Origin of the sequence: Rhizobacter terrae, from assembly GCF_003852895.1 — a bacterium.
Taxonomy (GTDB): domain Bacteria; phylum Pseudomonadota; class Gammaproteobacteria; order Burkholderiales; family Burkholderiaceae_C; genus Albitalea; species Albitalea terrae.
On the sequence record NZ_QUSW01000001.1, the window covers coordinates 590,044 to 615,966 of the forward strand.

General features: G+C 65.8%; 24 protein-coding genes. 11 read left to right on the plus strand and 13 right to left on the minus strand.

Annotation, left to right across the window (positions count from 1 at the left end):
* Positions 1-3: 3 nt before the first annotated feature.
* The 3 genes from DZC73_RS02715 to murJ all read right to left on the minus strand — a co-directional run bounded on the left by DZC73_RS02715 (position 4) and on the right by murJ (position 3,624).
* A complete protein-coding gene (locus tag DZC73_RS02715) occupies positions 4-1,065 on the minus strand; it encodes an AI-2E family transporter (RefSeq protein WP_124538652.1) in 1,062 nt (353 codons plus the stop codon).
* A gap of 102 nt (positions 1,066-1,167) precedes the next feature.
* On the minus strand, positions 1,168-2,049 hold the full coding sequence (locus DZC73_RS02720) for a SirB1 family protein (RefSeq protein ID WP_124538653.1): 882 nt from the start codon (positions 2,047-2,049) through the stop codon (positions 1,168-1,170).
* A gap of 9 nt (positions 2,050-2,058) precedes the next feature.
* On the minus strand, positions 2,059-3,624 hold the full coding sequence (murJ, locus tag DZC73_RS02725) for a murein biosynthesis integral membrane protein MurJ (protein ID WP_124538654.1): 1,566 nt from the start codon (positions 3,622-3,624) through the stop codon (positions 2,059-2,061).
* Between the two features lie 191 nt (positions 3,625-3,815).
* Here murJ and rpsT point away from each other — a divergent pair, with 191 nt between their 5' ends.
* Positions 3,816-4,121, plus strand: a complete 306-nt coding sequence (gene rpsT / locus DZC73_RS02730; protein WP_124538655.1) for a 30S ribosomal protein S20 — start codon at positions 3,816-3,818, stop codon at positions 4,119-4,121.
* A 109-nt stretch (positions 4,122-4,230) separates the two neighbouring features.
* Here the strand turns inward: rpsT and DZC73_RS02735 are convergent, their stop codons facing one another.
* Positions 4,231-4,560 carry a DUF3579 domain-containing protein gene (locus tag DZC73_RS02735; protein WP_124538656.1) on the minus strand — a complete coding sequence of 110 codons (330 nt, stop codon included), beginning with the start codon at positions 4,558-4,560 and terminating at the stop codon, positions 4,231-4,233.
* Positions 4,561-4,841: 281 nt separating this feature from the next.
* On the opposite strand from DZC73_RS02735, the gene DZC73_RS02740 reads away from it, so the two are divergent.
* Genes DZC73_RS02740 through DZC73_RS02755 form a run of 4 tightly spaced genes read left to right on the plus strand, consistent with a single transcriptional unit; the run spans position 4,842 to position 9,230 of the window.
* Positions 4,842-6,062, plus strand: a complete 1,221-nt coding sequence (locus DZC73_RS02740; RefSeq protein WP_124538657.1) for an aspartate aminotransferase family protein — start codon at positions 4,842-4,844, stop codon at positions 6,060-6,062.
* Positions 6,059-6,991: an ornithine carbamoyltransferase gene (argF, locus tag DZC73_RS02745; protein WP_124538658.1), complete on the plus strand. Its 933-nt coding sequence runs from the start codon at positions 6,059-6,061 to the stop codon at positions 6,989-6,991. Before DZC73_RS02740 ends, argF begins: the two co-directional genes overlap by 4 nt.
* Before the next feature lie 48 nt (positions 6,992-7,039).
* Positions 7,040-7,783, plus strand: a complete 744-nt coding sequence (locus DZC73_RS02750) for a metallophosphoesterase family protein (RefSeq protein WP_124538659.1) — start codon at positions 7,040-7,042, stop codon at positions 7,781-7,783.
* On the plus strand, positions 7,773-9,230 hold the full coding sequence (locus DZC73_RS02755; protein ID WP_124538660.1) for a bifunctional serine/threonine-protein kinase/universal stress protein: 1,458 nt from the start codon (positions 7,773-7,775) through the stop codon (positions 9,228-9,230). The genes DZC73_RS02750 and DZC73_RS02755 overlap by 11 nt, the downstream gene beginning before the upstream one ends.
* Before the next feature lie 6 nt (positions 9,231-9,236).
* Here DZC73_RS02755 and DZC73_RS02760 read toward each other — a convergent pair whose 3' ends face one another.
* The 4 genes from DZC73_RS02760 to DZC73_RS02775 form a co-directional block, all read right to left on the minus strand.
* The gene (locus DZC73_RS02760) at positions 9,237-10,868 is read right to left on the minus strand and encodes an MFS transporter (RefSeq protein WP_124538661.1); all 1,632 of its coding nucleotides are present in this window, start codon (positions 10,866-10,868) and stop codon (positions 9,237-9,239) included.
* A gap of 94 nt (positions 10,869-10,962) precedes the next feature.
* Positions 10,963-12,210: a serine hydrolase domain-containing protein gene (locus DZC73_RS02765; RefSeq protein ID WP_124538662.1), complete on the minus strand. Its 1,248-nt coding sequence runs from the start codon at positions 12,208-12,210 to the stop codon at positions 10,963-10,965.
* On the minus strand, positions 12,207-12,836 hold the full coding sequence (locus DZC73_RS02770) for a hypothetical protein (RefSeq protein ID WP_124538663.1): 630 nt from the start codon (positions 12,834-12,836) through the stop codon (positions 12,207-12,209). Before DZC73_RS02770 ends, DZC73_RS02765 begins: the two co-directional genes overlap by 4 nt.
* Before the next feature lie 108 nt (positions 12,837-12,944).
* Complete coding sequence (locus DZC73_RS02775) at positions 12,945-14,900, minus strand: beta-propeller domain-containing protein (protein WP_124538664.1); 1,956 nt, start codon at positions 14,898-14,900, stop codon at positions 12,945-12,947.
* A gap of 194 nt (positions 14,901-15,094) precedes the next feature.
* On the opposite strand from DZC73_RS02775, the gene DZC73_RS02780 reads away from it, so the two are divergent.
* Positions 15,095-16,465: a cytochrome B6 gene (locus tag DZC73_RS02780; RefSeq protein WP_124538665.1), complete on the plus strand. Its 1,371-nt coding sequence runs from the start codon at positions 15,095-15,097 to the stop codon at positions 16,463-16,465.
* 64 nt (positions 16,466-16,529) lie between these two features.
* Here DZC73_RS02780 and DZC73_RS02785 read toward each other — a convergent pair whose 3' ends face one another.
* Positions 16,530-17,264: a BON domain-containing protein gene (locus tag DZC73_RS02785; protein ID WP_124538666.1), complete on the minus strand. Its 735-nt coding sequence runs from the start codon at positions 17,262-17,264 to the stop codon at positions 16,530-16,532.
* Positions 17,265-17,378: 114 nt separating this feature from the next.
* Positions 17,379-17,798: a DUF3052 domain-containing protein gene (locus DZC73_RS02790; RefSeq protein ID WP_124538667.1), complete on the minus strand. Its 420-nt coding sequence runs from the start codon at positions 17,796-17,798 to the stop codon at positions 17,379-17,381.
* A gap of 24 nt (positions 17,799-17,822) precedes the next feature.
* Between DZC73_RS02790 and DZC73_RS02795 the strand changes: the two genes are divergently transcribed.
* The 4 genes from DZC73_RS02795 to DZC73_RS02805 all read left to right on the plus strand — a co-directional run bounded on the left by DZC73_RS02795 (position 17,823) and on the right by DZC73_RS02805 (position 20,013).
* The gene (locus DZC73_RS02795) at positions 17,823-18,155 is read left to right on the plus strand and encodes a YkgJ family cysteine cluster protein (protein WP_124538668.1); all 333 of its coding nucleotides are present in this window, start codon (positions 17,823-17,825) and stop codon (positions 18,153-18,155) included.
* Positions 18,156-18,273: 118 nt separating this feature from the next.
* Positions 18,274-18,813, plus strand: coding sequence for a hypothetical protein (locus DZC73_RS29590; protein ID WP_161974425.1), 540 nt, complete (start codon positions 18,274-18,276; stop codon positions 18,811-18,813).
* A gap of 74 nt (positions 18,814-18,887) precedes the next feature.
* Positions 18,888-19,361 carry a phasin family protein gene (locus DZC73_RS29595; RefSeq protein WP_161974426.1) on the plus strand — a complete coding sequence of 158 codons (474 nt, stop codon included), beginning with the start codon at positions 18,888-18,890 and terminating at the stop codon, positions 19,359-19,361.
* A gap of 19 nt (positions 19,362-19,380) precedes the next feature.
* Entirely contained in the window at positions 19,381-20,013 is a 633-nt protein-coding gene (locus DZC73_RS02805) for a TetR/AcrR family transcriptional regulator (protein WP_124538669.1), read from the plus strand.
* 3 nt (positions 20,014-20,016) lie between these two features.
* On the opposite strand, the gene DZC73_RS02810 is transcribed toward DZC73_RS02805, so the two are convergent.
* The 3 genes from DZC73_RS02810 to DZC73_RS02820 are packed head-to-tail and all read right to left on the minus strand — an operon-like array spanning position 20,017 to position 22,164.
* The gene (locus tag DZC73_RS02810; RefSeq protein ID WP_124538670.1) at positions 20,017-20,913 is read right to left on the minus strand and encodes a hypothetical protein; all 897 of its coding nucleotides are present in this window, start codon (positions 20,911-20,913) and stop codon (positions 20,017-20,019) included.
* Positions 20,914-20,938: 25 nt separating this feature from the next.
* A complete protein-coding gene (locus DZC73_RS02815; RefSeq protein ID WP_124538671.1) occupies positions 20,939-21,817 on the minus strand; it encodes an ABC transporter ATP-binding protein in 879 nt (292 codons plus the stop codon).
* The gene (locus DZC73_RS02820; RefSeq protein ID WP_124538672.1) at positions 21,814-22,164 is read right to left on the minus strand and encodes a GntR family transcriptional regulator; all 351 of its coding nucleotides are present in this window, start codon (positions 22,162-22,164) and stop codon (positions 21,814-21,816) included. The genes DZC73_RS02815 and DZC73_RS02820 overlap by 4 nt, the downstream gene beginning before the upstream one ends.
* A 1,267-nt stretch (positions 22,165-23,431) precedes the next feature.
* On the opposite strand from DZC73_RS02820, the gene DZC73_RS02825 reads away from it, so the two are divergent.
* Positions 23,432-25,900: an autotransporter outer membrane beta-barrel domain-containing protein gene (locus tag DZC73_RS02825; protein ID WP_124538673.1), complete on the plus strand. Its 2,469-nt coding sequence runs from the start codon at positions 23,432-23,434 to the stop codon at positions 25,898-25,900.
* Positions 25,901-25,923 lie beyond the last annotated feature (23 nt).

Here is a 25,923-nt window from a genome sequence, read left to right on the forward strand (position 1 = left end):
CGCTCAGGCACCGTACAGCCGGCTTTGCAGGTACCAACTGCGCAGGCGCCCCACGGCCACGGCCAGCACGGCGCTCAGCGGCAGGGCCACCAGCACGCCGGCGAAGCCGAAGAGATGCCCGAAGGCAAGCAGCGCGAAGATGACCATCAGCGGACTCAGGCCGATGCGCTCGCCCACCAGGCGCGGCGTGAGGAAGAAGCCTTCCAGGATCTGGCCCAGCCCATAGATCACGGCCACCGCGATCAAGCCGTACCAGCTCGCGAACTGCAGCACGCCCGCCAGCAGCGCCAGCAGCATGCCCAGGCCGAAGCCCAGGTAGGGGATGAACATCGCCATGCCGGTGAACACGCCCACGGGCACGGCGAGGTCGAAGCGGAAAAGCGCGAGGCCCACGCTGTAGAAGATGGCCATCGCCAGCATCACCAGCAGCTGGCCGCGCAGGTACTGGCCGAGGACGGTGTCGCATTCGCTCATGAAGCCGTGGAAGCCCGGGCGCAGGCGCGGCGGCACCAGCTCCTGCACCCGCTCTGTGAGGCGGGACCAGTCCATCAGCAGGTAGAACAGGGCCACCGGCACCAGCACCATCGCACCCAGCACCGTGAGCACGATGCTGCCGCCAATGCGCGCCGAGGCGAGGATGGTGGACAGCCAGTCCTCGAAGTTGGCGTTCAGCGCCTTGAGCACCATTTGTTGCAGGCTGTCGATGTCCAGCGAGACGTTGACGCCGTAATGCGCGAGCCAGGGTTCCAGCGATTCCTTTGCGCCCTTGGCCAGCACCGGGATGCGCTCGCGCAGCAGCGGGATTTCCTTGGACAGGATGGGCACCATGAGCAAGAGGACGGCCGTGAAGGCGAGGAGCACCAGAACCTCCACCGCGATCACCGCCAGCGCCCGCGGCACGCCGCGGGCCGCCATGCGCTCCACCGCAGGATGCAAGGCATAGGCCAGCACCGCCGCGATGAGGAAGGGGGTCAGCACCGGCGCCAGCAGCCACAGCAGGCCGAGTCCGGCCAGGCCGAGCGCGATCCAGGTCAGGGTGCGGCGTTGTGTGGAAGACAGGTTCATCGAGCGAACATGGAGGCCGGCGTGGCGCGGCCCGTGTCGGTTGGTTCGGACGCCATGGCTTGTGGCGCGCCATGGTCGGGGGGAATTCTAGGGGCTACAAACTCAATGCAGCCTCGGCCTGCCCGCACTGCGCCACTCATCGATGCGAGCCGTGAGCGCCGCGTGGTCTTCGGCCTCGGGGCGCTGGCGCAGGTAGGCGTCGATGTCCTCGACCGCCTGCGGGTATTGGCCGAGCTCGGCCAATACCATGCCGCGGTCGCGCCGCTCCTCGACGGCGTGCGGCAGCAGGATGACCAGGCGATGCGCCACCGACAGCGCCCGCGGCCAGTCCTGCGCGCTGCGGTGGATTTCCTTCAGGTTGCGCAGCATGCGCGCCAGCACGTCGCGCGGCGGGGCCGACTGCAGGAACAGGCCCAGCGGCGCATCGAACTCGCCCATGAGGCCATGGCTGCGCTTGTAGGGGCCCAGCAATTCGTCCAGCTCCTCGCGCGACAGCGAGTGGCCAGTGAACGGGTCGATCACCACCTCGCCGTGCTGCTGGCCGGTGTGCATGCGCAGCTTGATGAGGAAATGGCCGGGAAAGGACACGCCACGGGCGGTCAGCCCGATCTGCGTGGCCAGCTCGATGTAGAGCACTGCCAGCGTGATGGGAATGCCGCGCCGCGTGGACAGCACCATGTGCAGGTAGCTGTTGCGCGGGTCGTAGTAGTCGTTGACGTTGCCCGCGAAGCCCAGTTCGCGGAAGAAGTAGCGGTTGAGCCAGCGCAGTCGCTGCACGGGCACGGCGTCGGCCGGGATGCGGCGCTTGAGACGGTCGGCCAGGGTGTCGATGTCGGCCAGCACGGCCTGGGTGTCGAGATCGGGGTAGTCGTCCTGGGCGATGGAAACGGCGGCCTCGACCAGCGACAGGCTCGCATCGTCGGCCACCAGCGAGGAAAAGTATTCCAGCGCAGTAGGTGCTGCGAACTGCAGGGGCTCGGACATCGGGTCAGTTTAGCCCCGGCGGGCGAACTCGCGAAGCTTCAGGCCAGTGGCTGCCAGGGTGGCGAAGTACAGCACGGCGGCGGCAGCCAGCACCCCGGCCATCCAGGCCGCGCGGCGCAGGCTGTCGGCGCCCAGCCAGTCCAGGTGATGCGCCGCCCACCACAGCCCGCCGCCCATCACCGCACAGCCCGCGCACAGGCGCAGCACGTACAGGAGCCAGCCCGCCGCCGGCCGGTAGGCGCCGCGGCGCCACAGGAAGAAAAGCAGCATGCCGGCATTGACGACACCACCCAGCCCAGTGGACAAGGCGAGGCCCGCCACGCCCAGCCCCAGGCCATAGACGAATCCGAGGTTGAACAGCTGCGTCAGCACCAGCACCGCGATGCCCACGCGCACCGGGGTGCGGGTGTCCTGCCGGGCAAAGAAGCCCGGAGCGAGGATACGGATCGACACGATTCCGATCAAACCGACACCGTAGCCGCTCACCGCGAGCGCGGCGCCATGAACCTGGGCGGCACGGAATTCGCCACGCTGGAAGAGCGTGGACACCAGCGGCTCGGCGAACACCAGCAAGGCCACCGCACAAGGCAGCGCCAGCAGCAGCAGTTGCCTCAGGCCCCATTCGATGAGATCGGAATACGCGGCATCGTCCTTGCGCGCGTGGGCCGCCGACAGCTGCGGCGTCAGCACGACGCCCAGCGCCACGCCAAGCAGCGCGGACGGGAACTCCATCAGCCGGTCGGCGTAGGTGAGCAGCGAGACCGCACCGGCACCGAGGTGGCTGGCGATCTGCGTGTTGATGAGCTGTGAAATCTGCGCCACCGACACGCCGATCAGCGCCGGCGCCATCTTGCCCATCACGTGCCGCACGCCTTCGTGCGACCAGGATTCCTTCAGCCGCTGCCAGCCCAGCCCGAAGTGCGGCAAGGCATCCGCCCGTCGCAGCGCCGGCACCTGCACGGCCAGCTGCAGCACGCCGCCCACCATCACGCCGACGGCCAGGGAGTAGATGGGCTCGATGCCCCAGCGGCGGAACCAGGGCGTGAGCAGCAGCATCGCGGCGATCCACGACAGGTTCAGCAGCACCGGCGTGGCCGCGGGCACCACGAAGCGGCGCCAGGTGTTGAGAATTCCCGCGGCCAGCGCCACCAGCGACATGCACGCGATGTACGGAAACATCCAGCGCGTCATCAGGACGGCCGCGTCGAAACCGCCGGTGGCCTTCAGGCCACTGCCCATCAGGTAGACCAGGACCGGCGCCCCGGCCACGCCCACGACGCACAGCACGATCAGCGACCACAGCAGCACGGTGGCGACGGCATCGATCAGCTTCTGGGTGGCCTCGGGCCCATCGCGCTCGTGGGAAGCCGCCAGCAAGGGCACGAAGGCCTGGGAAAATGCGCCCTCGCCCACCAGGCGCCGAAACAGGTTCGGGATGCGGAACGCCACGTTGAAGGCGTCGGTCAAGGCGTTGGCTCCGAAGACGGACGCCTGGAGCATGTCGCGGACCAGCCCGGTGACACGCGAGGCGAGCGTCAGCAAGGAGACGGTGGAGGCGGCCCTCAACAGGTTCATGGGGTCTTTCGGGCGGGCCCGGCTCGTCGATGGACTATGGAGTGGGCGGCATTATAGGAAGCGGTTACTAACGTTCAGTTGCTGCCATTTGCCCAGACTTGCCAACGGGTGCTATACTCGCTGTCTTTGCTCCGTGTGCATTCACCCAGTGAATTGGACCATGGAGCGCCCACCTGGATCGAAGCTCAAGCATGGCCACCTCTTCCAAAGCCAAGAAAAAGACGGTTCGCATTGCGTCTGGTCGCAAGCGTGTCCGCCAAGACGTCAAGCTGAACGCCGCCAACACGGCGCTGCGTTCCAAGTTCCGCACCGTCATCAAGAACGTGCAGAAGGCCGTTGTCGCCGGTGACAAGGCGAAGGCCACCGAACTCTTCCAAACTGCCCAGAGCGTGATCGACTCGGTCGCCGACAAGGGCATCTTCCACAAGAACAAGGCTGCTCGCCACAAGAGCCGTCTGGCCGCCAAGGTCAAGGCGCTCGCCACTGCCGCCGCCTAAGACGGCAAAGCATCCAGGTGAAAAAAGGGCTCGCGATTGCGAGCCCTTTTTGTTTTGCCTGACGGTTTGGCCTGGCGGTTTGGCTTCACCGACCATCCCCGAAGAAGGATCAGTCCTTGGGCGGCTCGGCGTCCGGCAGCAGGCAGGCGTCGCTGTACTGCAGCTTGTTGTCGCGGGCAAAGTTGATGACGAAGTCCCAGGCCATCGGCTCGATCTCACGCAGCTTCTCGTTGACGATCACGCACTTCACGCCGTTGATGACCTGCGGCACGCAGTACGGCGAGTAGCCGATGAAGGAGCCGATGCCGCCGGCCGAGCCCTCGGGGCGGAAGCAGGACATCGCTCCGCACAGTCGCTCGGCCCAGTCGCTCGGCCTGAAGGTCTTGCCGTCCTGGGTGATTCCCTGGATGAAGACTTGGCGAGGCTTGGGGTCGGTCATTCTGTGCAGTCGGGCCGTCCAACGGGCCCAGGAGGGATGTTCGACCCACAACGGGATCCGAACGGCAGGCGGTATTGTGCCGTGTTTGTGCTGCGTCGCAGCACGCTCGATCTGGAAGTCTCTGGCGCCCATGGCGTTGTCATCGGCACATTGGGGCTGACCCTTAGAATCGTTCGATGCGGCACTGCGAAGGAATCATCGCTGTTGCCGCTGACGATTCGCTGTCAGCCATCTGTCGATGTCCTGACATCCTTCCAGCCCATCCACGCGGAGAGCGCTCGATGAATGCCCCTGAGAAAGTCCCGACCACCCCGGAACCCCATGTGATGAAGACCTACGGCCGCCTGCCGATGGCCTTGTCGCATGGCCGAGGATGCTGGGTCTGGGACACCGAGGGCAAGAAGTACCTCGACGGGCTGGGCGGCATCGCGGTCAACACGCTCGGCCACGGCCATCCCAAGCTGGTGCCCGCCCTGCAGGACCAGGTCAGCAAGCTGATCCACACCTCCAACTACTACGCCGCGCCCCTGCAGGAACGGCTGGCCGCCAGGCTCACCGAGATCTCCGGCCTGACCAACGTCTTCTTCTGCAACTCCGGCCTCGAAGCCAACGAGGGCGCCATCAAGATCGCGCGCAAGTTCGGCCATGACAAGGGCATCGCCCGGCCGGAGATCATCGTCTACGAGAAGGCCTTCCATGGCCGCTCCATCGCCACGCTTTCGGCCACCGGCAACACCAAGGTGCAGGCTGGCTTCGAGCCGCTGGTGGAAGGCTTCGTGCGCGTGCCGCTGAACGACGTGGCCGCGATCGAGAAGGTCGCCGCCGGCAACCCGAACGTGGTCGCCGTGTTCCTGGAGGTCATCCAGGGTGAAGGCGGCATCAACCCCGCCAAGATCGAGTACCTGCAGGCCGTTCGCCGCATCTGCGACGACAAGGGCTGGCTGCTGATGCTCGACGAGGTGCAGTGCGGCATCGGCCGCACCGGCAAGTGGTTCGCGCACCAGTGGGCCGGCATCAAGCCGGACGTGATGCCGCTGGCCAAGGGCCTGGGCTCGGGCGTGCCCATCGGCGCGTTCGTGTGCGGGCCGCGTGCGGCGCACGTGCTCGGCCCGGGCAACCACGGCACGACCTTCGGCGGCAATCCGCTGGCCATGCGCGCAGGCATCGAGACGCTCACGATCATGGAAGAGGACAAGCTGCTGGAGAACGCGGCGACCATCGGCGCGCGGCTGCATGACGCCTTCGTGCGCGAGTTCAAGGGCGTGAATGGCGTGGTGGACATCCGCGGCCAGGGCCTGATGATCGGCATCGAGCTCGCCCGACCCTGCGGCGAACTGCTGCTGAAGGCGGCCAACGCGGGGTTGATGATCAGCGTCACCGCCGACAAGGTGGTGCGCCTGCTGCCCCCGCTCATCATCAACGCCTCGGAAGCGGACCAGATCGTGGCGATCCTGTGTCCGCTCATCAAGGAATTCCTCGCGCAGCCCGCGCCACAACAATGAAACCCGGAATGAGCCTGATCAAGCACTACCTGCAGTTCAAGGATTTCCGGACCGAGGAATACGCCTACCTGCTCGACCGCACCGCGATCATCAAGAAGCGGTTCAAGAATTACGAGAAGTACACGCCTCTGGTGGACCGCACCTTGGCGATGATCTTCGAGAAGGCCAGCACCCGCACGCGCGTGAGCTTCGAGGCCGGCATGTACCAGATGGGCGGCTCGGTGGTGAACCTCACCACGGGCGACAGCCAGCTGGGCCGCGCCGAGCCCATCGAGGACAGCGCGCGCGTCATCAGCCGCATGGTCGACCTGGTGATGATCCGCACCTTCGAGCAGACCAAGCTGGAAGGCTTCGCAGCCAACTCGCGCGTGCCGGTCATCAACGGGCTGACCAACGAGTACCACCCCTGCCAGATCCTCGCGGACATCTTCACCTACATCGAGCACCGCGGCTCGATCGCGGGCAAGGTGGTGGCCTGGGTGGGCGACGGCAACAACATGGCCAACACCTGGCTGCAGGCGGCCGACATCCTCGGCTTCACGCTGCACGTGAGCACGCCCTCGGGCTACGAGATCGACGCGAAGGTCGCCGGCGTCAGCAACACGCAGTGCGTGAAGATCTTCAAGAACCCGCTGGACGCCTGCAAGGGCGCCCACCTCGTCACCACTGACGTGTGGACGAGCATGGGCTACGAGGCGGAGAACGAGGCGCGCATGAAGGCCTTCGCCGACTGGTGCGTGGACCGCGAGATGATGGCCGCCGCCCAGCCCGATGCGCTGTTCATGCACTGCCTGCCGGCGCACCGCGGCGAGGAGGTGGAAGCCGAGGTCATCGACGGTCCGCAGTCCGTCGTGTGGGACGAGGCCGAGAACCGCATGCACGTGCAGAAGGCGTTGATGGAGTATCTGCTGCTCGGCCGCATCGGTTGAACCGCGCTTGACCCGCCCCGCCGGTCGTGCCTTACGATCGGCGGGTCCATGAAGCTCGCCCTCATCACCGACCTCCATGCCAACCGTGACGCCGTGGAGGCGGTCATGGTGCATTCGGTGCTTCAGGGCGCACAGCGCTACGCCTTCCTCGGCGATTACGTCGGCTACGGGCCGGAGCCGGGCTGGGTGGTCGACTTCCTCATCGAGCATGTACGGCAGGGCGCGATCGCCGTGATGGGCAACCACGACAGCGCCGTCGTGAAGGGGCCGACGCCGACGATGGTCCCGCAGGCGCGCGAGGTGGTGGAATGGACGCGCAACCAGCTCGACGACCACCAGCTCACCTTCCTCGCCGGCCTGCCCATGTCGGTGCGCGACGAGGATCGGCTGTACGTGCATGCCAATGCCTTCGCCCCCGACCAGTGGGCCTACATCGTGAGCCGCATGGAGGCCATCCGCAGCCTGCACTGCACCGAGGCACGCTTCACCTTCTGCGGGCACGTGCACGAACCCAAGCTGTTCCACCTGACCACCACCGGCAAGGCCGGCGAATTCAAGCCAGTCCCGGGCGTCGCGATCCCGCTGTCGCCGCAGCGCCAGTGGCTGGCCATCCCCGGCTCGACCGGCCAGCCGCGCGACGGCAACCCCGCCGCGGCCTACGCGATGTTCGACACGGACACCCACGCCCTCACCTTCCACCGCGTGCCCTACGACCACGAGGCCGCGGCCGCGAAGGTGCGCGCCGCGGGCCTGCCCGAGCGCCTGGCGGAGCGGCTGGTCGATGGCGACTGAAGGCAAGCCCTCGAAGGGTCCGCTGGAAGCTGGTGACGTCGTCGACGGCTTCATGCTGGAAGAGCGCACCCACCAGGGCGGCATGGCCTCGCTGTGGCGCGTGAAGCGGCTGGACGGCACCGACACGATGCCGCTCATCATGAAGGTGCCGCGCATCAAGGGCGGCGACGATCCGACCACCATCGTCGGCTTCGAGGTGGAGCAGATGATCCTGCCCACGCTCACCGGCCCGCACGTGCCGCGCTTCGTCGCCAATGGAGACTTCACCGGGCAGCCGTACATCGTGATGGAGCGCATCGCCGGCCCCTCGCTCAAGGCGCGGCTGGACGAGGCACCGATTCCCGTCGAGGACGTGCGCCAGATCGGCTGCAAGGTCGCCACCGCCTTGCACGACCTGCACCGCCAGCATGTGGTGCACCTGGACGTGAAGCCCAGCAACATCATGTTCCGCGACAGCGGCGAGGCCGTGTTGATCGACTTCGGCCTGTCGCGCCACGAGCGCCTGCCCGACCTGCTGGAAGAGGAGTTCGAGCTGCCCATGGGCACGGCGCCGTACATGTCGCCCGAGCAGGTGCAGTTCGTGCGCAACGACCCGCGCAGCGACCTGTTCGCACTCGGCGTGATGCTCTACCACCTCGTCACGGGCGAGCGGCCCTTCGGCAACCCGACCAGCGTTCGCGGCCTGCGCCAGCGGCTGTACAAGGACCCGGAGCCCGTGCGCACGCTGCGCGCGGACTGCCCGCCGTGGCTGCAGGAGATCATCCTGCGCTGCCTCGAGGTGAACCCCGCCAAGCGGCACCAGAGTGCCGCGCAACTCGCCTTCGACCTGCAGAACCCCGACCAGGTGGTGCTCACCCAGCGCGCCGAACGCTCGTCGCGGCGCGGCACGCTGAAAACCATGCAGCGCTGGTTCTCATCCATGGGCGCGGAGCCGGCGGGAGATGCCAGCATCACCACGCAGACCAGCCGCAGCCCCATCGTGCTCGTGGCCGTGGACGTGGCCGGCGCCGAGGCCGCGCTGCTGGAGGCCATCCAGATCACGGTGCAGCGCGTGATGCAGACCTCGCCGGGCGCGCGGCTGGCCTGCCTGGCAGTGATGAAGGTCAACCGCATCGGCATGGACGAGCTCACCGAGAAGGACGGCAGCAGCAAGCACGTGAACATGCTGGTGCAGCTCAAGCACTGGGCCCGGCCGCTCGTGGCCGCGCTCGCCCTGCCCCCGGATGCGGCCCAGGACACACGCGTCACCTTCCACGTCATCGAAGCGCCCGATGCGGCCACCGCCATCGTGGAGTACGCCCGGCGCAACCAGGTCGATCACATCGTGATGGGCGCGCGCAGCAGTTCGATGCTGCGGCGCTACCTGGGCAGCGTGTCGGCGCAGGTGGTGGCGGAGTCGAACTGCACCGTCACCGTGGTGCGGGCGCCGGCCGTCGCGGAAGACTGACGGCCGCTACTTGTCCACAGCCTGCGCAAGGAGGCGGTGCACCACCGGCGGCTGGTCGCCGACGTGGAAGGCAAGGCGCCGCTCACGCAGCGACAGGTCGAAGGCGCTCATGCGCTCGAAGTGGCGCAGGTGCTCCACCCACGACTCATCCACGAAGTGCTCGATGTAGCGCGCCGGGTCCGCCGGGTCGCGGAACAGCCCCCAGGACAACATGCCGTGGCGCAGCCGGTTGCGGCGGCTCTCCTGCATCACCGAGAGGAATTCATCGGTGCGCGCCGGGTCGATCCTGTATTCCACGGTGATGAGCACCGGCCCTTCATGCGGGTCGAGCTCGATGTCCGTGCCCGGCGGGCGGGCGAACTGCGCAGGCGTGAGGTCCTCCACCACGCCGGATTCCACGTTGAAGCGCTGCGTGATGAACAGGCACAGGATGGCCAGGCCCGAAGCAATCATCAGGCTGGTGTGCACGCTGGTCCACGTCGCGACCTGGCCCCACACGGCGGCGCCGACGGCACAGCTGCCCATCAAGGCCATCTGGTAGATCGACATGCCGCGGGCACGCACCCAGTCCGGCAGCACGAGCTGCGCGGACACGGTCAGCGAGTTGGCCGCGGAGATCCATGCGCCACCGGCCACCACCATCGCCGGCATCGCGATCCACAGCTCGGACGTGATGCCCACCACCAGCATCGCCGACGCCTGGATCACCGTGCCCCAGGTGACGATGTCGTCGCGCGACGCAGCGGCACGCAGCCGAGGCAGGAACATCGCCGCGACGATCGCGCCCGCCCCCATGCAGGCCAGCAGCACGGTGAAGGTGCGCGCGCCGCCGCCGTGCAGGCTCTTGGCCACCAGCGGCAGCAGCGCCATCAAGGCCATGGACTGCAGGAAGAAGATGCCCACGCGGATCAGCACCGCATGCATGCGCCGGGACTGCCGCACGTACTGCAGGCCCACGCGCATCGCGCCGACGAAGCGCTCGCCAGGCAGCGCACTGACCTTCTGCTCGCGCTTCCATCGGCGAATGATGAAGAAGGCCCCCACCGACAGCACGGCGTTGAGCGCGAACACGTAGGCGCTGCCCAGGCTCGCGATGATGGCGCCCGCCAGGATGGGTCCGATGATGCGCGACGCATTCATCGCCACGCCGTTGAGCGCCAGTGCCGCCGGCAAATGCGCACGCGGCACCAGCTCCGGAACGATGGCCGCGAACACCGGCCAGCGCATGGCCAGGCCGATGCCGTTGGCGAAGGTGAGCGCCAGCAGCAGCGGTGCACTGATGCCGTCGGCGCTCACCACCAGGCAGATCACGATGGCCACGGCCGCGACCCACACCTGCGTGATCATGAAGTAGTGCCGGCGGTCGAGGATGTCCGCCAGTGCGCCGCTGGGCACGCCCAGCAGGAACACCGGCAGCGTGGACGCCGACTGCACCAGCGCGACCATGATGGGCGACGGGCTCAGCGAGGTCATGAGCCAGGCCGCGGCCACGTCGTTCATCCACATGCAGACGTTGGCCGCCACCCACACGCCCCACAGCATGCGGAACACGGGGTTGATGAGCGGCGTCCAGGCAGACACCGTGGCGACGGGCGGAACGGGAGCCAGGGGCTGGGGTTCGGGAGGCGTCGCGCTCATGGCCTGCGACCATACCATTGGTAGCGCTATCAAGCGGTTCGCAATGTCCACAATGCGGCCGCACCGAACGGCGCTGCAGACGCCCAGGAGACGATCAGCTGCAGGACGGCCCGACCGGCGACTCGCGCACGCCGCTGCGCCTGAGTTCCGGCCGGTCGTAGGGAACGTAGCCCATCCAGAACCACGGCAGGCAGCTGCGGCCCACCAGCGCTTCCACCGCGGGGAAGAACATGCGGTCGCCACGCGCGCTGTTGGCCAGCATCACGATGCCCGTGCCCGACTGCGGGAACAGCAGCATGAAGTTGTTGGTACCGTCGTCGTTGCCTTCCTTGAACAGCGCCTGTCCGTAGGGCGACTGGTAGCTGATCCAGCCATGCGCGGAGCTGAGCCGGATGGACTCGTTCACCCGCGTCTCGCCCGGCAGTTGCGACGGGAACTCCTGAGGCGACACGATGGCCAGCTGCGGCTCGAACATGCGGCGCACCGCCGGCTTGCCGACCTTCCAGTCGCGCAGCAGACCTGCGGCCAGGTGCGTCATGTCATGCAAGGTGGTGTCCATGCTGGCCGCGGCCACGGCGCGCATGCGGCGCGGATGCGCAAACGCCGTCCCGTCGGCACGGTAGTGCGTCGTCGCCAGCGCGGCGTTCTCGATCTGCCAGGTGAGGCTGGAGTTCGTGAGCCCGTAGGGGGCGAACACCTTCGCCTTCAGCAATTGCTCCACGGGCTCCTGCGTCTTCAGCTCGACCAGCAGTTGCAGCAGTTGGATGCCCTCGCCCGAGTACACGAAGCGCGACCCCGGGTCGAAATGAATGCCCAGCTTCTTCCCCTCGATGAACCAGCGCCAGTTGGGCAGGCCGCTGCTGTGGGTGAGCAGCATGCGCGGGGTGATGCGCTTCCAGCGTTCATCGCCTGCGAGCTCCGCGAACTGGCGGTACTCGGCGATGCCGCCAGGCAGTTGCTCGCCCAGGGGCTGGTCCAGCGAAATGAGGCCTTCCTGCGCGAGCTGCATCACGGCCGTGGCGAAGGTCGGCTTGGTGAGCGATGCAGCGCTCATCACCGTCTCGGGCGTCATGGGCCGCTTCGATGCCACATCCGCGAAGCCGCGGCCGGTCATCAGCACGATGCGACCGTCCTGCACCAGGCCCAGGGCGAGGCCGGGCACCTGGGCCTTGTCCATCAGGCCATCGATGGTCGACTCGATCTGCGCCTGCGACAAGCCGCCGCTGCCATCCAGCCGATGGAAGAGCGGCGATGCGGCAGAAGGGGCGGATGCCGGTGCGTCAGGCTGGGCCGCGACGCTGCCCAGCGCGAACACGAGGCACGCGGCGAGCAGCCGCCTCATGAAGCGTCGCTGGTCTCCACCCGCAACAGCTTGCCGGTGTGTGATTCGAATTCGCAGCGATAGGTGAAGGGCACGAGGTTCATGCCAGGCGCACGTTCGACGGCGCCCTGGGCTTCGAGCAGCGTGTGTTCATTGGGTGCCGGCCGCAGCTTGCGCGAATCCGAACCGAAGGCAATGCGGCCCACGCGCGGATACTTCTGTTTCAAGGCCGCAGCAGTTGCGCTCTCGCAGGCTTCGGGCGAGACGCTGGCCAGGTCGGGCTCCCAGGCCTTGGCGGCACGGCCCGCGCCGCTCACGCCGGTCTCGCGGAACATCGCACCCGAGGTGCCGCCGGTGGTCGAGTTGTAGGCACAGCTGTAGCTGAAACTGACCTGCTCGCCACCGGGCCGGCGGTAGCGGCCCTCGCCCTTCACGCCAAGCTCTTCTTCGGGCGTGGGCGAGATCTGGCGCTTGGCGCCGATGAACTCGACCTCCTGCGCATCCTTGCCGCGCATGCGCTTGACCGTGTCGGCCACAGCGTTCTCGCACTTGTCAGCCGCCTTGCCGTGTTCGGCGGGCAGCTCCGCGGCACCGGCGGCGGTACACAACATCCAGGCGGCAAGGGCAATACAGCGGGTCGGGGTCATGAAAGGCGCGAAGTCGAGATGCACGAAGGGGCATGTTCTCGTCTTTCGCGCCCGGGGGCAAGCCGCCAGAGGGAAAGTCCTGCCTCCAGACGCAACTGGATTGGCCACTCAGTTGAACGGCGAATAGCGCCCGTTCACCGGGCGGCCGGCGGGCGAGAAATCCACCCGCCGGCGCTCCTCGATGCGCTCCTCCCCTCGCCATGCGCCACCCGACAGGCGCCCTTCCACCAGTTCGTAGCCCATCAGGGCGAACACGCGGTCGCCGCTGAAGATGGGCCGTGCATTGCCATACCAGTCCACGCAGGACGCGACGCAGCCGTCGTCGCGCTGGCCTTGGCCGTGCGAGTCCAGCTGGCCGAGCGGCGTGAAGGCCAGGTCACGCTGGCGCAGGAAGACCACCGACGCCGCGCCCTGCCCGTCCGAATACACCCCACCGTGGCGGCGCCGCAGGCCCGGCCCCATCACGGGCAGGCCCAGCATGCCTTCGTTGCGCGACACGGGCTTGTAGAAGAAGCCATGGCTTCGCGTCTCGCCCTGCATCGCACCGGGCACCACGTGCTTGCCCATCACCTCGGCCGAGCGCCATGCCAGCCGCACGCTGGAAAAATGCAGGTCGCCGTTGCTGCCGCCCACCAGCAGCGCATCGCTGCCCATCGCCTCGATGCGCTCGACGTGGTGCCCCGGCGACAGCGGCACCGGCTCCATCGTGCGGTCAGCCTGCCGCACCGCCCACGCGCCGATGCGCAGCACACCCGGTGCCGCGCCGGTATTCAGGCCGCCCCACACCAGCCAGTCGCCGATGAAGCGGTTCTGCACCGAGGACCCCGGCATGGCCGGCAGGCTGCGGTAGTGCTCGCGCTGGGCCGAGTCGCGGCCGTCGCCGAAGGCCGACAGCGGCACGCGCAGCAAGGCCATGCCGGTGCGCGCGAGTTCACTGCCCCACATGCCTTCGCCCACGCCGCCACTGGCCAGCAGCACGTTCAGGTGAGCGCCTTCCTCGAGGAAGGACATCTGGTCGATGGGCACGCCCGCCGCCTTGAGGCCGGTGGGTGCCGAGCCGTCCAGCGGGATTCGGAAGACCGCCGACGTGCCGCGCTGCCGCCACGAACTCGTCCACACATAGACCGAACCCTGCGAGACGTAGAACACACGTCCGGCCGGGCCCATCACCGCGGTGGATTCGCAGCGCAGGCTGGGGCTGGACAGGTCGATGCTGGTGATGGTGTGCAACGCCAGCGGCTCGTTGATGTCGAAGTCGTCGTCGGTGCGGTAGATGCGGGTGGCGGGAAGGATGCGCTGGAAGTCTGCCGGCGTCGCATCGCTGCGCCAGCGGCGGAAGGCGGGCAACTGGTCCAGCGGCACGTCGCCATGCGGCTGAAGGTAGCTGGGCGTGTAGAAGACCAGCTTGTCGCCGATGAGCCGGCTCGCGTAGTTGCGCGAGGAGTAGTAGTCGAAGCTGCGCAGGTGGTAGGTGGACCGGTAGCGCAGCCGGCCATCGCGAGAGAGCTCGAACAGGCCGATCTCCGTGCCGCCGCGCTCGTAGCTGTAGCCGATGACCACCACCGTGCTGCCGGAGATGAGCATCTCGTCGTACCAGGCACCTTGCGGGCTCGACCCGGGCGCGAAGGCATCGACCATGTGCACCGGCTCCAGGGCATCGCCGCCGACACGCACCGTGAACAGCCGGCCGCGGCGCAGGATCACCAGGTGGTCGCCCGCGCGCTTGACGATGCCGCCTTCATCCACGCCGGCTGTCTGGTTGTTGGTGATGGAGTCCGGCGCACCGGGCGCGACGGACTTGGCGGATTGCTCCGCCGCGGGCGCAGCCATCGGCGCAGGTGCCATGTTCATTGCCACGCTGCCCGCCGCATCGGCCATCGAGCGGCGCTGCCGCACGGCGGACGACTCGCTCCAGCGCTTGAACACCCGCAGGAACTCGGCCTCGCTCTCGAAGGGCTTGAGCGTGTTGCGTGACGCAGCGCTGGCAAGGGGCAGCACGCCACCGGCGGACGCGGCAGCCACGGTGGTGAGGGCGTAAGACAGGACGGCGCGGCGGGTGGGCATGGCTACTCTCCAAGTGGTGGTTGTTGGAGGGTGATACGCAGGACCCGCGCGAACGGGGTGACGCCTTCACATTGACCGTACCAATGGAAACATCAAGGTCAATCGCTGATTTCTATAGTCATCCAGCCGGCGCGTGAGAGGGGTTGCCGAGGGCTGCGCGGCAATGGCTTTTCAACCGTCACATGGGAGAAGACATGAAACGCATCCGCCCCTCCTGGAAAGCGCCGCTCGCCGTCGCGACGCTGGCGACTCTGGGCGCCATCACCGCCACGGCCTTGGCCGACCCCGAAGACTTCCCGTCGCTCGTCAAGCGACTCACGCAGGAAAAACCCAAGTTCGCCAAGCGGCAGCAGGACCTGCTGAACGCCCGCTACGACCTCGCCGACCGCCCCGCCCAGGGCGTGACCATGACCCGCGGCAAGCCGGTGCAAACCGGTGTTCGCGTCAAGCTGCCGCTGGGCACAAGCTGGGACGCGCTGGCCGCCATGACGCCGCAGGAGATCAAGGACCGCAAGCTCTGGCCCGCGGGCTTCCTGCCGCTACCGCACCCGCACCATGAGGCGGGCGGCATGATCTTCCCGCAGCCGCTGATCGATGAGACCAGGCGCCAGACCCAGCGCGACCTCACCCGCTTCGACCTCGACTTCGACCTGCCGCAGCACCTGCTTCCGGAATTCCCGGCGCCCGTGTTCCTTACCACGCGGCCTGATCTGGGAGATGTCTCCAAAGGCCAGCTCATCACGCAGGACAACTTCGAGGCGCTGTTCAAGGGCGTGCTCAACCCGAAGCAGCTCGAAGGCCTGCGCCTCTTGGTCACGCCCTTCCCGCAGCAGCAGTTCAATCTCACGGAGGACCGCCGCGCACTCAGGCCGCACCCGGGCGTGGCCTGCTTCGACTGCCACGCCAACGGCCACAGCACCGCGGCCACGCACACAGTGGGCGACATCCGGCCCGACGAACTGCGCCACCGCATCGACACGCCCTCGCTGCGCGGCGTGGGCATCCAGCGGCTGTTCGGCTCGCAGCGCGCCTTGAAGTCGGTGGAAGACTTCACCGAGTTCGAGCAACGCGCCGCCTACTTCGACGGCGACCCCGCCACCGCCGCGCGCAAGGGCGTGAACCCGCTGGAGCGCGGCAGCCAGGTCCACGCCATGGGTGAGTTCCAGAACCTGCTGGACTTCCCACCCGCGCCCAAGCTGGACGTGTTCGGCCGGCTCGACCCGGCCAAGGCTTCACCCGATGAGCTGCGCGGCGAGCAGGTCTTCCACGGCAAGGGCCGCTGCGGCACCTGCCATGCGCCGCCCTACTACACCGACAACCTCATGCACAACCTGCACACCGAGCGCTTCTACACCGAGGGCGTGACCTTCAACGGGCGCAAGGCCATGCAGGACGGGCCCATCAAGACCTTCCCGCTGCGCGGCATCAAGGACTCGCCGCCCTACCTGCATGACGACCGGCTGCTCACGCTGGACGACACGGTGGAATTCTTCAACCTCGTGCTGGGCGTGAAGCTCAACGAGCAGGAGAAGAAAGACCTGGTGGCCTTCATGCGCACGCTGTGAGCGTGCCTGGCGGCGCGGCTGTGTGCCGGCGCCGCCGGGTGCTTGGCCTGGGGACGACGGCGCCTCAGGTCAGCTTGATCTCGTTGTGCACGTCCTTCACGCCCCAGACGGACCAGGCGTCCATCTCGGCCAGCCGCCGTTCTTCCTCGCGCGTGAGGATGCCCGACAGCGTCACCTCGCCATCGGCAATGTGGATGCCGATCTGCTCGGCATGCACCATCGGGTCCATCTCGAACACCAGGCGGATGGCGTCCGCCAGTTCGTCGTCGTTGTCTTCCTCGGCGGGCTTCACTTCCAGCTTGTTCACCACGTTGCGGCAGCCGGGCGTCCACCAGCCCAGCGCCTCGATGACACGCTTGTGGCTCAGGCTGAGCACTTCACCGGCGAGCGTCAGTTCGCCCTCGGCCACCGCGAAGGCGATGGTCGCGGAGGGCTCGTCATCGTCGGTCTCGTGGAGGGTCTCCAGCCGGCCCTTGCGGTGCTGGCGGATGGTGGCGTTGCGCAATTCCGGCTGGGCCAGCAGCGAACGGGAGAAGGCGTCGCAGATCTCTCCGTCGCCGCGCGGCTCGGTGGGCACCAGGCGCAAGGCGTCGATGACCTGGTCCAGGCCGCACACGCGGCGGGCCAGCTGCATCGCGACCCGCTTGGCCGCGATGTTCTCCACCTCGCCTTCGAGGGTGAGGCCCTTTCCGTTGGGCACCACATGGATGGGGTACTTGTGCAGGTCGACGCGCGGGTCCAGTTCGAACGCCGCGCGCAACTCCTTGCCGACGTCGTTGTTGCCTTGGGACAAAGCCATGTCGAAGTCCTCCGGTGTGCCGCCGCGACGCGCAACGGGCCCGGGGCATCTTCGCCCCGCCAGCCAATCGCGGCTACCGCCGAACCTCGCCGGCTGTAGGGGCAATTCCGGGCCCTAGCGGAGTTCCTTGCGGACCATCAGCTTCAGACCCGACCAGGTCTCGTTCACCGCGCAGACCTTCACGTCCACCCAGCCCATGGGCAACACGACCTCGCGGATCACGTCCTCGGTGATGTCGGTGGGCACCTTGGCCGACTTCTTGGGCCACGACACCCACAGGACGGAATCCGGCGCCAGGGTCTGCCGCATCTTCTTCGCCTGCGCGGCCAGCACCTTGCGTTCGGTCACGAACAGGTGCACCAGGCCCGTCTTCGCATCCGCCCTGGACACCAGCTCGGCGCCCTCTGGCCAGGGCACGACGAGCGTTCGGTAGGCCATCGGCGCATCGATGACGAAGACGCGCAGGCCAGGCTGGATGCCCAGCTTTTTCGGCAAGGGTGTGCCGGAATACCCGGCGTTGCTCGCGGTGCTCATGGCCGGCGATCCTAAACTCGCCGCATGTCCACCCCCGCCAACCCCTGCACCCGCTGCGGCGCCTGCTGCGCCAGCTTCCACGTCGACTTCGCCCGCGACGAGCTGGACGAGGAAGGCGGCCACGTGCCCGGGGGCTTGGCGGTGGATGTCACCGGGCACACCTGCCGCATGCGCGGCACCGACCATGCCCAGCCGCGCTGCGCCGCCCTGGTGGGCACGGTGGGCGTGAAGGCGCACTGTGGCATCTACGAATGGCGCCCGTCGCCTTGCCGGGAGTTCGGCCTGCGCGCTCCGCTGGGCGTGGGCGACGAGGCCTGCAACCGCGCCCGCCAGCGGCACGGCCTGCCGCCGCTGTGAACCGAAGCGGCAGATACAAGCTAGGGCACTTGGCCTAACTTTCCGCGCCTTCTAGCTTTCCGCGCCCAGCACTCGGCGCTGATGATCCGTGCACCTCTTTCCCTCCCACGGAGCATCCATGTCCACGCAAACCCTCAGCACCGTCGCGATCAATGTCGTCGGCCAGTACAACCAGGCTGGCAAGCACCTCGTGCGTGCCTACCGCACGAGCACCGAGCGTGCCGTCGGCGCCGTGAACGAGCGCTTCGCCGCCGCCGTCAATGCCCGCCCGCTGCCGCTGGTGAGCGAGAACGTGAAGACCAGCCTCATCACCGCCCAGCAGCACCTGGTCAACCTCGTGGCCGGCGGCCTGAGCGCCAGCGCCAACGGCGCGGACGCCACCATCGACCAGATCGCCCGCGGTGCCAAGGGTGGCATCGAGCGCATCGCCGAAACCGGCACCAAGATCGAGACGGTGTTCAACACCTCCGTGCTCGACACGGTGAACGTGCTGGCCCTGCCCGCGGCCTATGTGACGCTGGAGATCGGCAGCCTGGTGAACCAGCGCACGAAGCAGCTGTCCGAGCGCGTGGTCGGCACGCAAGAAGAGACCGTGGCCGAAGCTCCCGCGAAGAAGCCCGCTGCCAAGAAGCGCGTGGCCCGCACCCGCCGCGCATAATCGGCGCGACCGCGGCCGGCGTTCCTTTGCGGGCGCCGGCCGTTTCACTTTCTGACGCACCAGGGGACGATGCGATGGCAGGCAAATCGAACCAGAAAGCCGCACCCGCGGCCAAGGCACGGGCCAAGGCCGAGACACCCGCCCCCGAAGAAAAACAGACTGGCGCGAAGGCCCTGCTGCGCGCCGGCCTCAAGGCGCTGAACGAGGTGCGCGACGACGTCGTCACCCGCCAGAGCCGCGTGTTCGAAGCCCTGCTGGGCCTGGACACCTCCAAGACCGCGAGCGACCGTTCGGCCCACGAGTGGAAGCTGCTCAACCCCACGGGCGCCGCCGGCGTTCAGAAGTTCGAAGAGATCTTCGACCAGCGCGTGGCCCGTTCGCTGGAACGGCTGGGGATGCCTTCGCCGCAGGCCCTGGCCACGCTGTGCCAGCAGCTTGAAGCCATCAACGAGCACCTGAAGCGCATCGAGTCTTCATCGCCACAGCCGGCGACGAAGAAGCGCGCCGCCCCGCGCAAGACCGCCAGCCGCAAGACCACCGCGCGCTGAAGGCGACGAGGGCACGCCGGTGGTCGCACCCAAGACGCGAGACCGCATCCTCGAGACCAGCCTGAACCTGTTCAACCAGGAAGGCCTGGCGGGCGTGTCCACGCACCGCATCGCCGCGGAGCTGGACATGAGCACGGGCAACCTGCACTACCACTTCCGCACCAAGGAACTCATCGTCACCTGGCTGTTCCGCCGCTTCGAGGAACGCTTCGCGCCGTGCATCGATGCGCATGCGAACGTGACCGCGCTGGACGACCTGTGGCTGTCGCTGCACCTCACCTTCGAGGCCATCGATGAATATCGCTTCATCTACCGCGACATCGACTACCTGCTCAAGGAGTTTCCCGAACTGGAGCAGCGTGCACAGGCGCTGACGGCACGCAACCTGGTGGCCACCAAGGCCATGTGCGCCGGGTTGGCCGAAGCCGGCGTGATTGCCGCATCGCCCGAGGACGTGGAGATGCTGGCCCTGCAGATCGTGTTCTCCACCACCTGCTGGTTCTCGTTCAAGCGGCTCACGCCGCCGCAGAAGTCGCCGGCCTACGGGGCCTCGGCACTGGCCGCCTACTACACGCTCACCCTGCTCTCGCCCTACGTGGTGGGCGAGAGCAAGGACTACCTGAACTACCTGCGGGCGAAGTACCTGCGGTGAGGATCAGCCGCGGGAGCGACGCAGCACCAGGGCAGCGAAAGCGGCTGCGGCCGTGACCAGGACGAACAAGAACAGGGGCTGGGCTAGGTTCGCCAGCGACATGCCAACGCCCTCGACCAGCTGCGCCGCGTCGACCGGCCAGTGGTTCAAGTCGGCCACCGGCTGATTCGACTGCGCCACGATCGGATGTCCCTTGTGGACGATGGAGTACAGCGCGTTCACCCAAACGCCCTTCAAGGTGTCGCCGATGAGCGTGATGCCGTAGAACTTGTCCAGCAGCACGTCACTGCCGGCCAGCCCCGCCACCAGCGCGGGCACGCCCCAGCGCTTGAGCCAGGCCGAGGCTGCCATCGCCACCAGCACGATGGGTGACAGCCACAGCATAGACAGCGTGATGCCCAAGACCATGTAGGCCAGCGTGGCGAGAGAACCGCTCAGGATGCCGGACCAAGGCACTTCGCCAAAGCCGGACAGCCCCGACGTGACAGCGACGCCCACGACCCCCACCAGAAGGCTACCCACATAGCCGACCAACAGGCCCAGCAGCGGGATGAGCAGCAACTGCATCAGCACCATGGCTGCGACGCTGGCAGTGTGCGACACCGGCAGCGAGGCCCAGAACTCGACGGAGCGGTCCTGGTGGTCGCGCCTTGCCATACCAGGCGCCTGCATCACCGTGACGGTCCAGGTGATGGCAAACACCATGAAGGTGACCGCCAGCACGCTGCCGACCATCAGCACCGAAGGCACGTTCATGGGCGTTTGGCCGACCTCGACCTTGGCGAGCTTGGAGAAGACGTAGACGCCGAGGATCAGCACGATCGGCGCGATCATCACCGCCAGCCATCCCTTGTGGTGCTGCATCCACTCGCGCAGCAGCAGGGTCTTGAAGGTGTTCATCTGAAGTTTCTCCTGCACGGCACGCTCAGGCCGAGCTGCGGTTGAGTTCGGGGGCGCGGGTCAGGGCGACGAAGAGGTCCACCAGCTTGGGCCGCATGCGTCGGCCGAGCTGCGCCACATCGTCGGACGGTGCGCCATCGAACAGCGCCACCGTCTCGCCTTGCTGCCGGTAGCGCAGCAGCGGATGCGCCGCGGCGATGCGGTCCGCGCTCACCGCGTCGTGGCTGAGCGCGACGAAGCGGCGGTCCACGTCTTCCAGGCTGATGTCCAGCACCAGCTTGCCCTCGTTCAGGATCATCACGTCGCTCAGCAGCGTCTCGATCTCCTCCACCTGGTGGGTGGAGATGATGACGGTGCGCTCGCCGTCGCACCACTCGTCGATGAGCATCTCGTAGAAGGACTTGCGCGAGAGGATGTCCAGGCCCAGCGTGGGCTCGTCGAGGATCATCAGCCGCGCATCGATGGACGCGATGAGCGCCAGGTGCAGTTGCACCACCATGCCCTTGGACAGCGTCTTGACCTTGTCGCGCGGGCCCACGCTGGTGCGCTTGAGCAACGCGCGGGCCCGGTCGGCGGAGAAGCGCGGATGCAGGCCGCTCATCAGCGTGATGAGCTGGTCCACGCGCGCCCAGCGCGGGAGGATGGCGACGTCGGGGATGTAGCACAGCGACTGCAGCAGCTGCACGCGCTGGCGCACCGGGTCCAGGCCCATCACGCTCAGCTCGCCGCTGCGCGGCATCAGCCCCACCAGCGCCTTCATGAGGGAGGTCTTGCCCGCCCCGTTGTGGCCCAGCAGGCCCACCACGCGGCCCTTGGGCACGGTGAAGGTCAGTTCGTCGCAGGCCATCTTGCGGCCATAGCGCACGCTCAGTCCGCGCGCTTCGATCAGGTTGTTGTCGCTCATTGCGCCTCCCAGTTCAGGTCTTCCGGCTTGATGCCCAGCCGCCGCAGCTTCGCCACCAGCTGCGGCCACTCCTCGTTCAGGAACCGCGAGCGCTCGGCCTGCAGCAGCCGCCGGCGGGCGCCGGGCTGCACGTACATGCCCAGGCCGCGGCGGCTTTCCACCAGGCCTTCGTCCACCAGCGACTGCAGCGCCCGGGTGACGGTGAGCGGGTTGATGACGTACTGGCTGGCGAGCGTGCGCACCGAGGGCATGGCCTCGCCTTCGGGCGGATCGCCTTCGAGAAGCTGCCCGGCCAGGTGGCCGGCCAGTTGCCGGTAGATCGGCGAGTCGTTGTTCCAGGTGGGCATGAGGGCACCGGTGTGTTGGTGATGTAGCACACCATAGCGGAGCCGCCGGCCGGGGGCCAGATGGGTTGCGATGAACTGCCGGAAGGGGGGGATGAACTGCAACGTGACTGGCGGCAATCGACCCAAAGGCGACATCCACAGGGTCGAATTCATCGCCCGTTGGTTGACGGTCGCATCTGTATCGGAATCACGAGGGTGGCTCCGTGGCGTGGTCATGCACCAGCGTCTGGCATAGGGACGAGGCGGGTCCATGGCCCGACCGAAGACATCTAACGAAAGCGGAAGGCAAATGCGGCGCTGAATCGCGCCCGTGTCAAGAGAGCCGGCACGGTCGAACCGCTATAGCTCAAAAAGATGTGACAAGTCAGCCAGCCGCAAGCTTTTTCCCGGAGGAATGTCTTAGATTACTCGCAAACAAATTGCGAAATAGTACCGTTCTGGTCGAGCCCTTCGGCAAGGTCGAGGGCTTGGCCGTGAGTGGAATCGCGGGGAGGCTCGTTGATCTGACGAACATTAGGTGTGCAGCGCCGATTCGGTGTTTGGCTTGTCCAAGCATCAGAGAGTCGTTTCTACGGCTGCATCAAGCATCCGCCCAAGTCTGGGCTGGCCGATGCACATCTCTGGCTTTCTCTCGGAAGCCATCTCTATTCGAATAGTTCTCCCGGTTTTCAGGGTGGGCGGCAGCATGTCTAACTGGACTGCTTGAAACATGGGGTATCGCCTTCGGCCCGAGTTGAACGAGGAAAGACAAATGACACCAGCTTCACCAAGCACTGAGCACACTGTTCGAACAATAGAGCGCGATCCAAACAGTCGGCAGACATTGACTCGTCCGGCAGGAGGGGGCCCACGAGCCAAGCGTTCCACGGCGGCACGTCTATTGATCCAGATCGCCGTTTGCGTGTCTCTTGGCGGACTCGCACACGCAGATGACAAGAGAGCCGCTTCGGATGTTGCAGAGCCGATTCACCAGTTCCTTGACCGAGCGGCCTGCTCTGCGCACACAACGTTTCACGTCGAGCAGGTGGATGCGGGCTCCCTTCGCGTTTATGAAAATTTGGTGTTCAAAAACCGACCAACTCTTGTCACCGATCCAAATTTGATCGCCAGCTTCAAAGCAGCAAGTCGGGTGTACCGCTGCATTGAGCACAGAAGTGTCGCGGCAGACGCTCCGACGACTCCGATTCAATCACTTGTGCTAATTGATTCCACTGGGAACCTAATTGGCATTCTTGCTCGACGGCTCGACTAATATCAGGAGGAAACGATGCCCGTTCAAGTTTCAGTTGTGTACTCTCAAATTCAAGCGTTTACAGGAGCAGCCCACGGCGCGATCCTTTGGAAGTTCGACGATGGGAAAGAGATCGTATTTCGAGGCGGCCCTGCAAGCGATAACCCAAATCGTCTCACCTACAATTTTCTATTTGGTGAAGATGCTCGTCAGGCCAAAGGTGATCTTGACCCGAATATAACGATTACGACGCAAGTACTTGGGACAGTATCGGATGCAGTAGCCTGGCAAATGATTGAGGGCGTTCGAGATAACATTGCTCACGTCATCGAAACAGGAAATATTTCGTACGTTCCGTACTCTGTAAATCCCTTCGCCTGCGTGAGCAACTCGAACGCAGTGATGAGCACGGCTGCCACATTCATGGGATTTGGAGATCAAGTCAAAAGCACTCCCATCGATCCTCGGTACGGCAATCCGGTTCTCGCCCCAGGCGTGGGATGCGAACTGCCGGGTCTGAGCAATACATACTTGAAGTCTGTATCCCCATTCATGACAACAACTCCACCGCCGAAGGCGATGGATCAAGGCACGTGGTCACCCACCACGGATTCGCCAGTGCCAGTGGAGTCTCAGAAGCTGAGTTCGATGGACTTTCAGGATCTCAACGGAGACGGCAAGTATGAGAAGGTCGTGATGAACCGGGATGCCAACGGCGACGGTAACAAGGATGCAAATGAAGTAGTTGTCGTCAATGCGGACAAGAGTGAACTGGATGACAAGAAGAATTTGTATTTGGGACAAGTTCAATCCGAGGAGGTCATCAACACCGCGGCCGCAGGCCAAGTCAATGTTGCTATCACCGGCAGCGGTGCCAGCGACACATTCAGCAACGCCACAGTGAATCTTGCACAGGGCGCTTATGCAACGATCAATGGCACAGGCAATACGATTACCGTTGGTGGCTACGGACGTGTCGATGTTCTGAACGCCGGTGGCGACAAGATCAACGGAGTGAATCCGTATTCCCAATGGGACACCCACGTTCTGGATGGGAGCAACGTCACGGTCACTGGCCTTGGTGACGTATGGGCAAACAACGGAACTCTCAACGTCACCAGTGGCAGCAGCGTCTCACTCCAAGGTTGGAATGAGAGTGCATATGTCGCCTCGGGAGACTTGTTTTCCATCATGGGGAACAATGACGTTCTCTACGGTTCCGGAGTGACTTTGGGGTTGTACGGTCCCTCTACGACCGCGGTCGTCGGAACCGGCGACACAATCAATTTGAACGGCAGCAACGAATTGCTCTTTGCTTCCGGCGACACGGTGAATCTCACCATGAGCGGACTGACCGGAGTCAAACTGGTTGGATCGGTTGACTATGTTGGCGGCAACGGTACTAACGATCAGTTTGCGGTTGAAGGAACGAACATCACTGGCAGCTTGCCGAGCAGCGACACAATCACGTGGGCTGGCGCCACCACGGGTGATTCAATCAACACTGGCGGCGGAGGGCAATTCACGACGCCCGACACCACACTTTGCGAAGACGACGCAGGTGATTGGGTTGACGACCCGATCATCCTCAATCTGCGCGGAGGCAGTGTTCAGACGACTGCAGTCGGAACCTCCAGTGTGTACTTCGACATGCAGAACATCGGCAAGAAAGTCCAGACGGGTTGGGGCACTGCCGGAGAAGGGTATCTGGTCTACGATCCGAACAACCTCAACTCCGTCCCGAATGACAAGGCTATGGTCCCGGGATTCGCGGCGCTCACAGCGCTCGATACCAACCACGACGGCAAACTGAGTGCATTGGACAGTGCTTGGTCGCATCTTAAGGTGTGGGTGGATCAATACGGAACTGGGGCATTCAGCGCGAGCGCATTGTCGACAGTAGATCAACTGGGGATTGCTTCCATCAGCCTCAGTTCCACCCATGTGAACCAAGTCAACAATGGCAATAAGATCCTTGATGACAGCGTGTTCACTTGGAAGGCAGGCGGAACAGGAGATATTGCTGGCGTGAGCTTTCGCTACGATCCAACGCACGTCTACAAGCCGGATCCGCCTGAATACTGTGTGAGTGTCTCTTCGCATCTTCCTGATGGGCGGACTGCTGGAGACGTTCTTGTGGATTCGACCCTTCAGTTGGCGGACGAATCCACGCTTGAGGCCGATGAGGGCGTTGTGACACATTCCAAGCGTCAGCGGGTTCCGGGGGTCAAGATCACAACCCAGAGCGGCATAAGCCTGGTGTGCTCAGAAACGGCGCCAATCCCGACACCGAATGGAGTTTTCCCTGCACCTAAGCTGATCGGGCTGAAAGTTGCGACGCGAGTGGATGACAAGAACGGCGTCCGCACCGCGTGGGAGACGGTGGAAGTGGTTGAATCGGTTGGAGAGATCGACGTTCAGCACATCGCCGTCGGTGACAAGTGCTTCTGGGCAGGCGAGATCGCTGGCGCCTACATCCTTCACCACAACAAGATCCCGCGGTAACAGGCACTTCCGGTCCTGGGCTC

Coding starts and splice junctions, on each gene's coding strand:
- DZC73_RS02740 (WP_124538657.1), top strand. CDS start 4,842: ATGAATGCCCCTGAGAAAGTCCCGACCACCCCGGAACCCCATGTGATG.
- murJ (WP_124538654.1), bottom strand. CDS start 3,624: ATGAACCTGTTGAGGGCCGCCTCCACCGTCTCCTTGCTGACGCTCGCC.
- DZC73_RS02785 (WP_124538666.1), bottom strand. CDS start 17,264: ATGGCTTTGTCCCAAGGCAACAACGACGTCGGCAAGGAGTTGCGCGCG.
- DZC73_RS02810 (WP_124538670.1), bottom strand. CDS start 20,913: ATGAACACCTTCAAGACCCTGCTGCTGCGCGAGTGGATGCAGCACCAC.
- DZC73_RS02735 (WP_124538656.1), bottom strand. CDS start 4,560: ATGACCGACCCCAAGCCTCGCCAAGTCTTCATCCAGGGAATCACCCAG.
- DZC73_RS02790 (WP_124538667.1), bottom strand. CDS start 17,798: ATGAGCACCGCGAGCAACGCCGGGTATTCCGGCACACCCTTGCCGAAA.
- argF (WP_124538658.1), top strand. CDS start 6,059: ATGAAACCCGGAATGAGCCTGATCAAGCACTACCTGCAGTTCAAGGAT.
- DZC73_RS02775 (WP_124538664.1), bottom strand. CDS start 14,900: ATGCCCACCCGCCGCGCCGTCCTGTCTTACGCCCTCACCACCGTGGCT.
- DZC73_RS02780 (WP_124538665.1), top strand. CDS start 15,095: ATGAAACGCATCCGCCCCTCCTGGAAAGCGCCGCTCGCCGTCGCGACG.
- DZC73_RS02720 (WP_124538653.1), bottom strand. CDS start 2,049: ATGTCCGAGCCCCTGCAGTTCGCAGCACCTACTGCGCTGGAATACTTT.
- DZC73_RS29590 (WP_161974425.1), top strand. CDS start 18,274: ATGTCCACGCAAACCCTCAGCACCGTCGCGATCAATGTCGTCGGCCAG.
- DZC73_RS02815 (WP_124538671.1), bottom strand. CDS start 21,817: ATGAGCGACAACAACCTGATCGAAGCGCGCGGACTGAGCGTGCGCTAT.
- DZC73_RS02765 (WP_124538662.1), bottom strand. CDS start 12,210: ATGAGGCGGCTGCTCGCCGCGTGCCTCGTGTTCGCGCTGGGCAGCGTC.
- DZC73_RS02820 (WP_124538672.1), bottom strand. CDS start 22,164: ATGCCCACCTGGAACAACGACTCGCCGATCTACCGGCAACTGGCCGGC.
- DZC73_RS02750 (WP_124538659.1), top strand. CDS start 7,040: ATGAAGCTCGCCCTCATCACCGACCTCCATGCCAACCGTGACGCCGTG.
- DZC73_RS02760 (WP_124538661.1), bottom strand. CDS start 10,868: ATGAGCGCGACGCCTCCCGAACCCCAGCCCCTGGCTCCCGTTCCGCCC.
- rpsT (WP_124538655.1), top strand. CDS start 3,816: ATGGCCACCTCTTCCAAAGCCAAGAAAAAGACGGTTCGCATTGCGTCT.
- DZC73_RS02795 (WP_124538668.1), top strand. CDS start 17,823: ATGTCCACCCCCGCCAACCCCTGCACCCGCTGCGGCGCCTGCTGCGCC.
- DZC73_RS02825 (WP_124538673.1), top strand. CDS start 23,432: ATGCCCGTTCAAGTTTCAGTTGTGTACTCTCAAATTCAAGCGTTTACA.
- DZC73_RS02755 (WP_124538660.1), top strand. CDS start 7,773: ATGGCGACTGAAGGCAAGCCCTCGAAGGGTCCGCTGGAAGCTGGTGAC.
- DZC73_RS02715 (WP_124538652.1), bottom strand. CDS start 1,065: ATGAACCTGTCTTCCACACAACGCCGCACCCTGACCTGGATCGCGCTC.
- DZC73_RS02770 (WP_124538663.1), bottom strand. CDS start 12,836: ATGACCCCGACCCGCTGTATTGCCCTTGCCGCCTGGATGTTGTGTACC.
- DZC73_RS29595 (WP_161974426.1), top strand. CDS start 18,888: ATGGCAGGCAAATCGAACCAGAAAGCCGCACCCGCGGCCAAGGCACGG.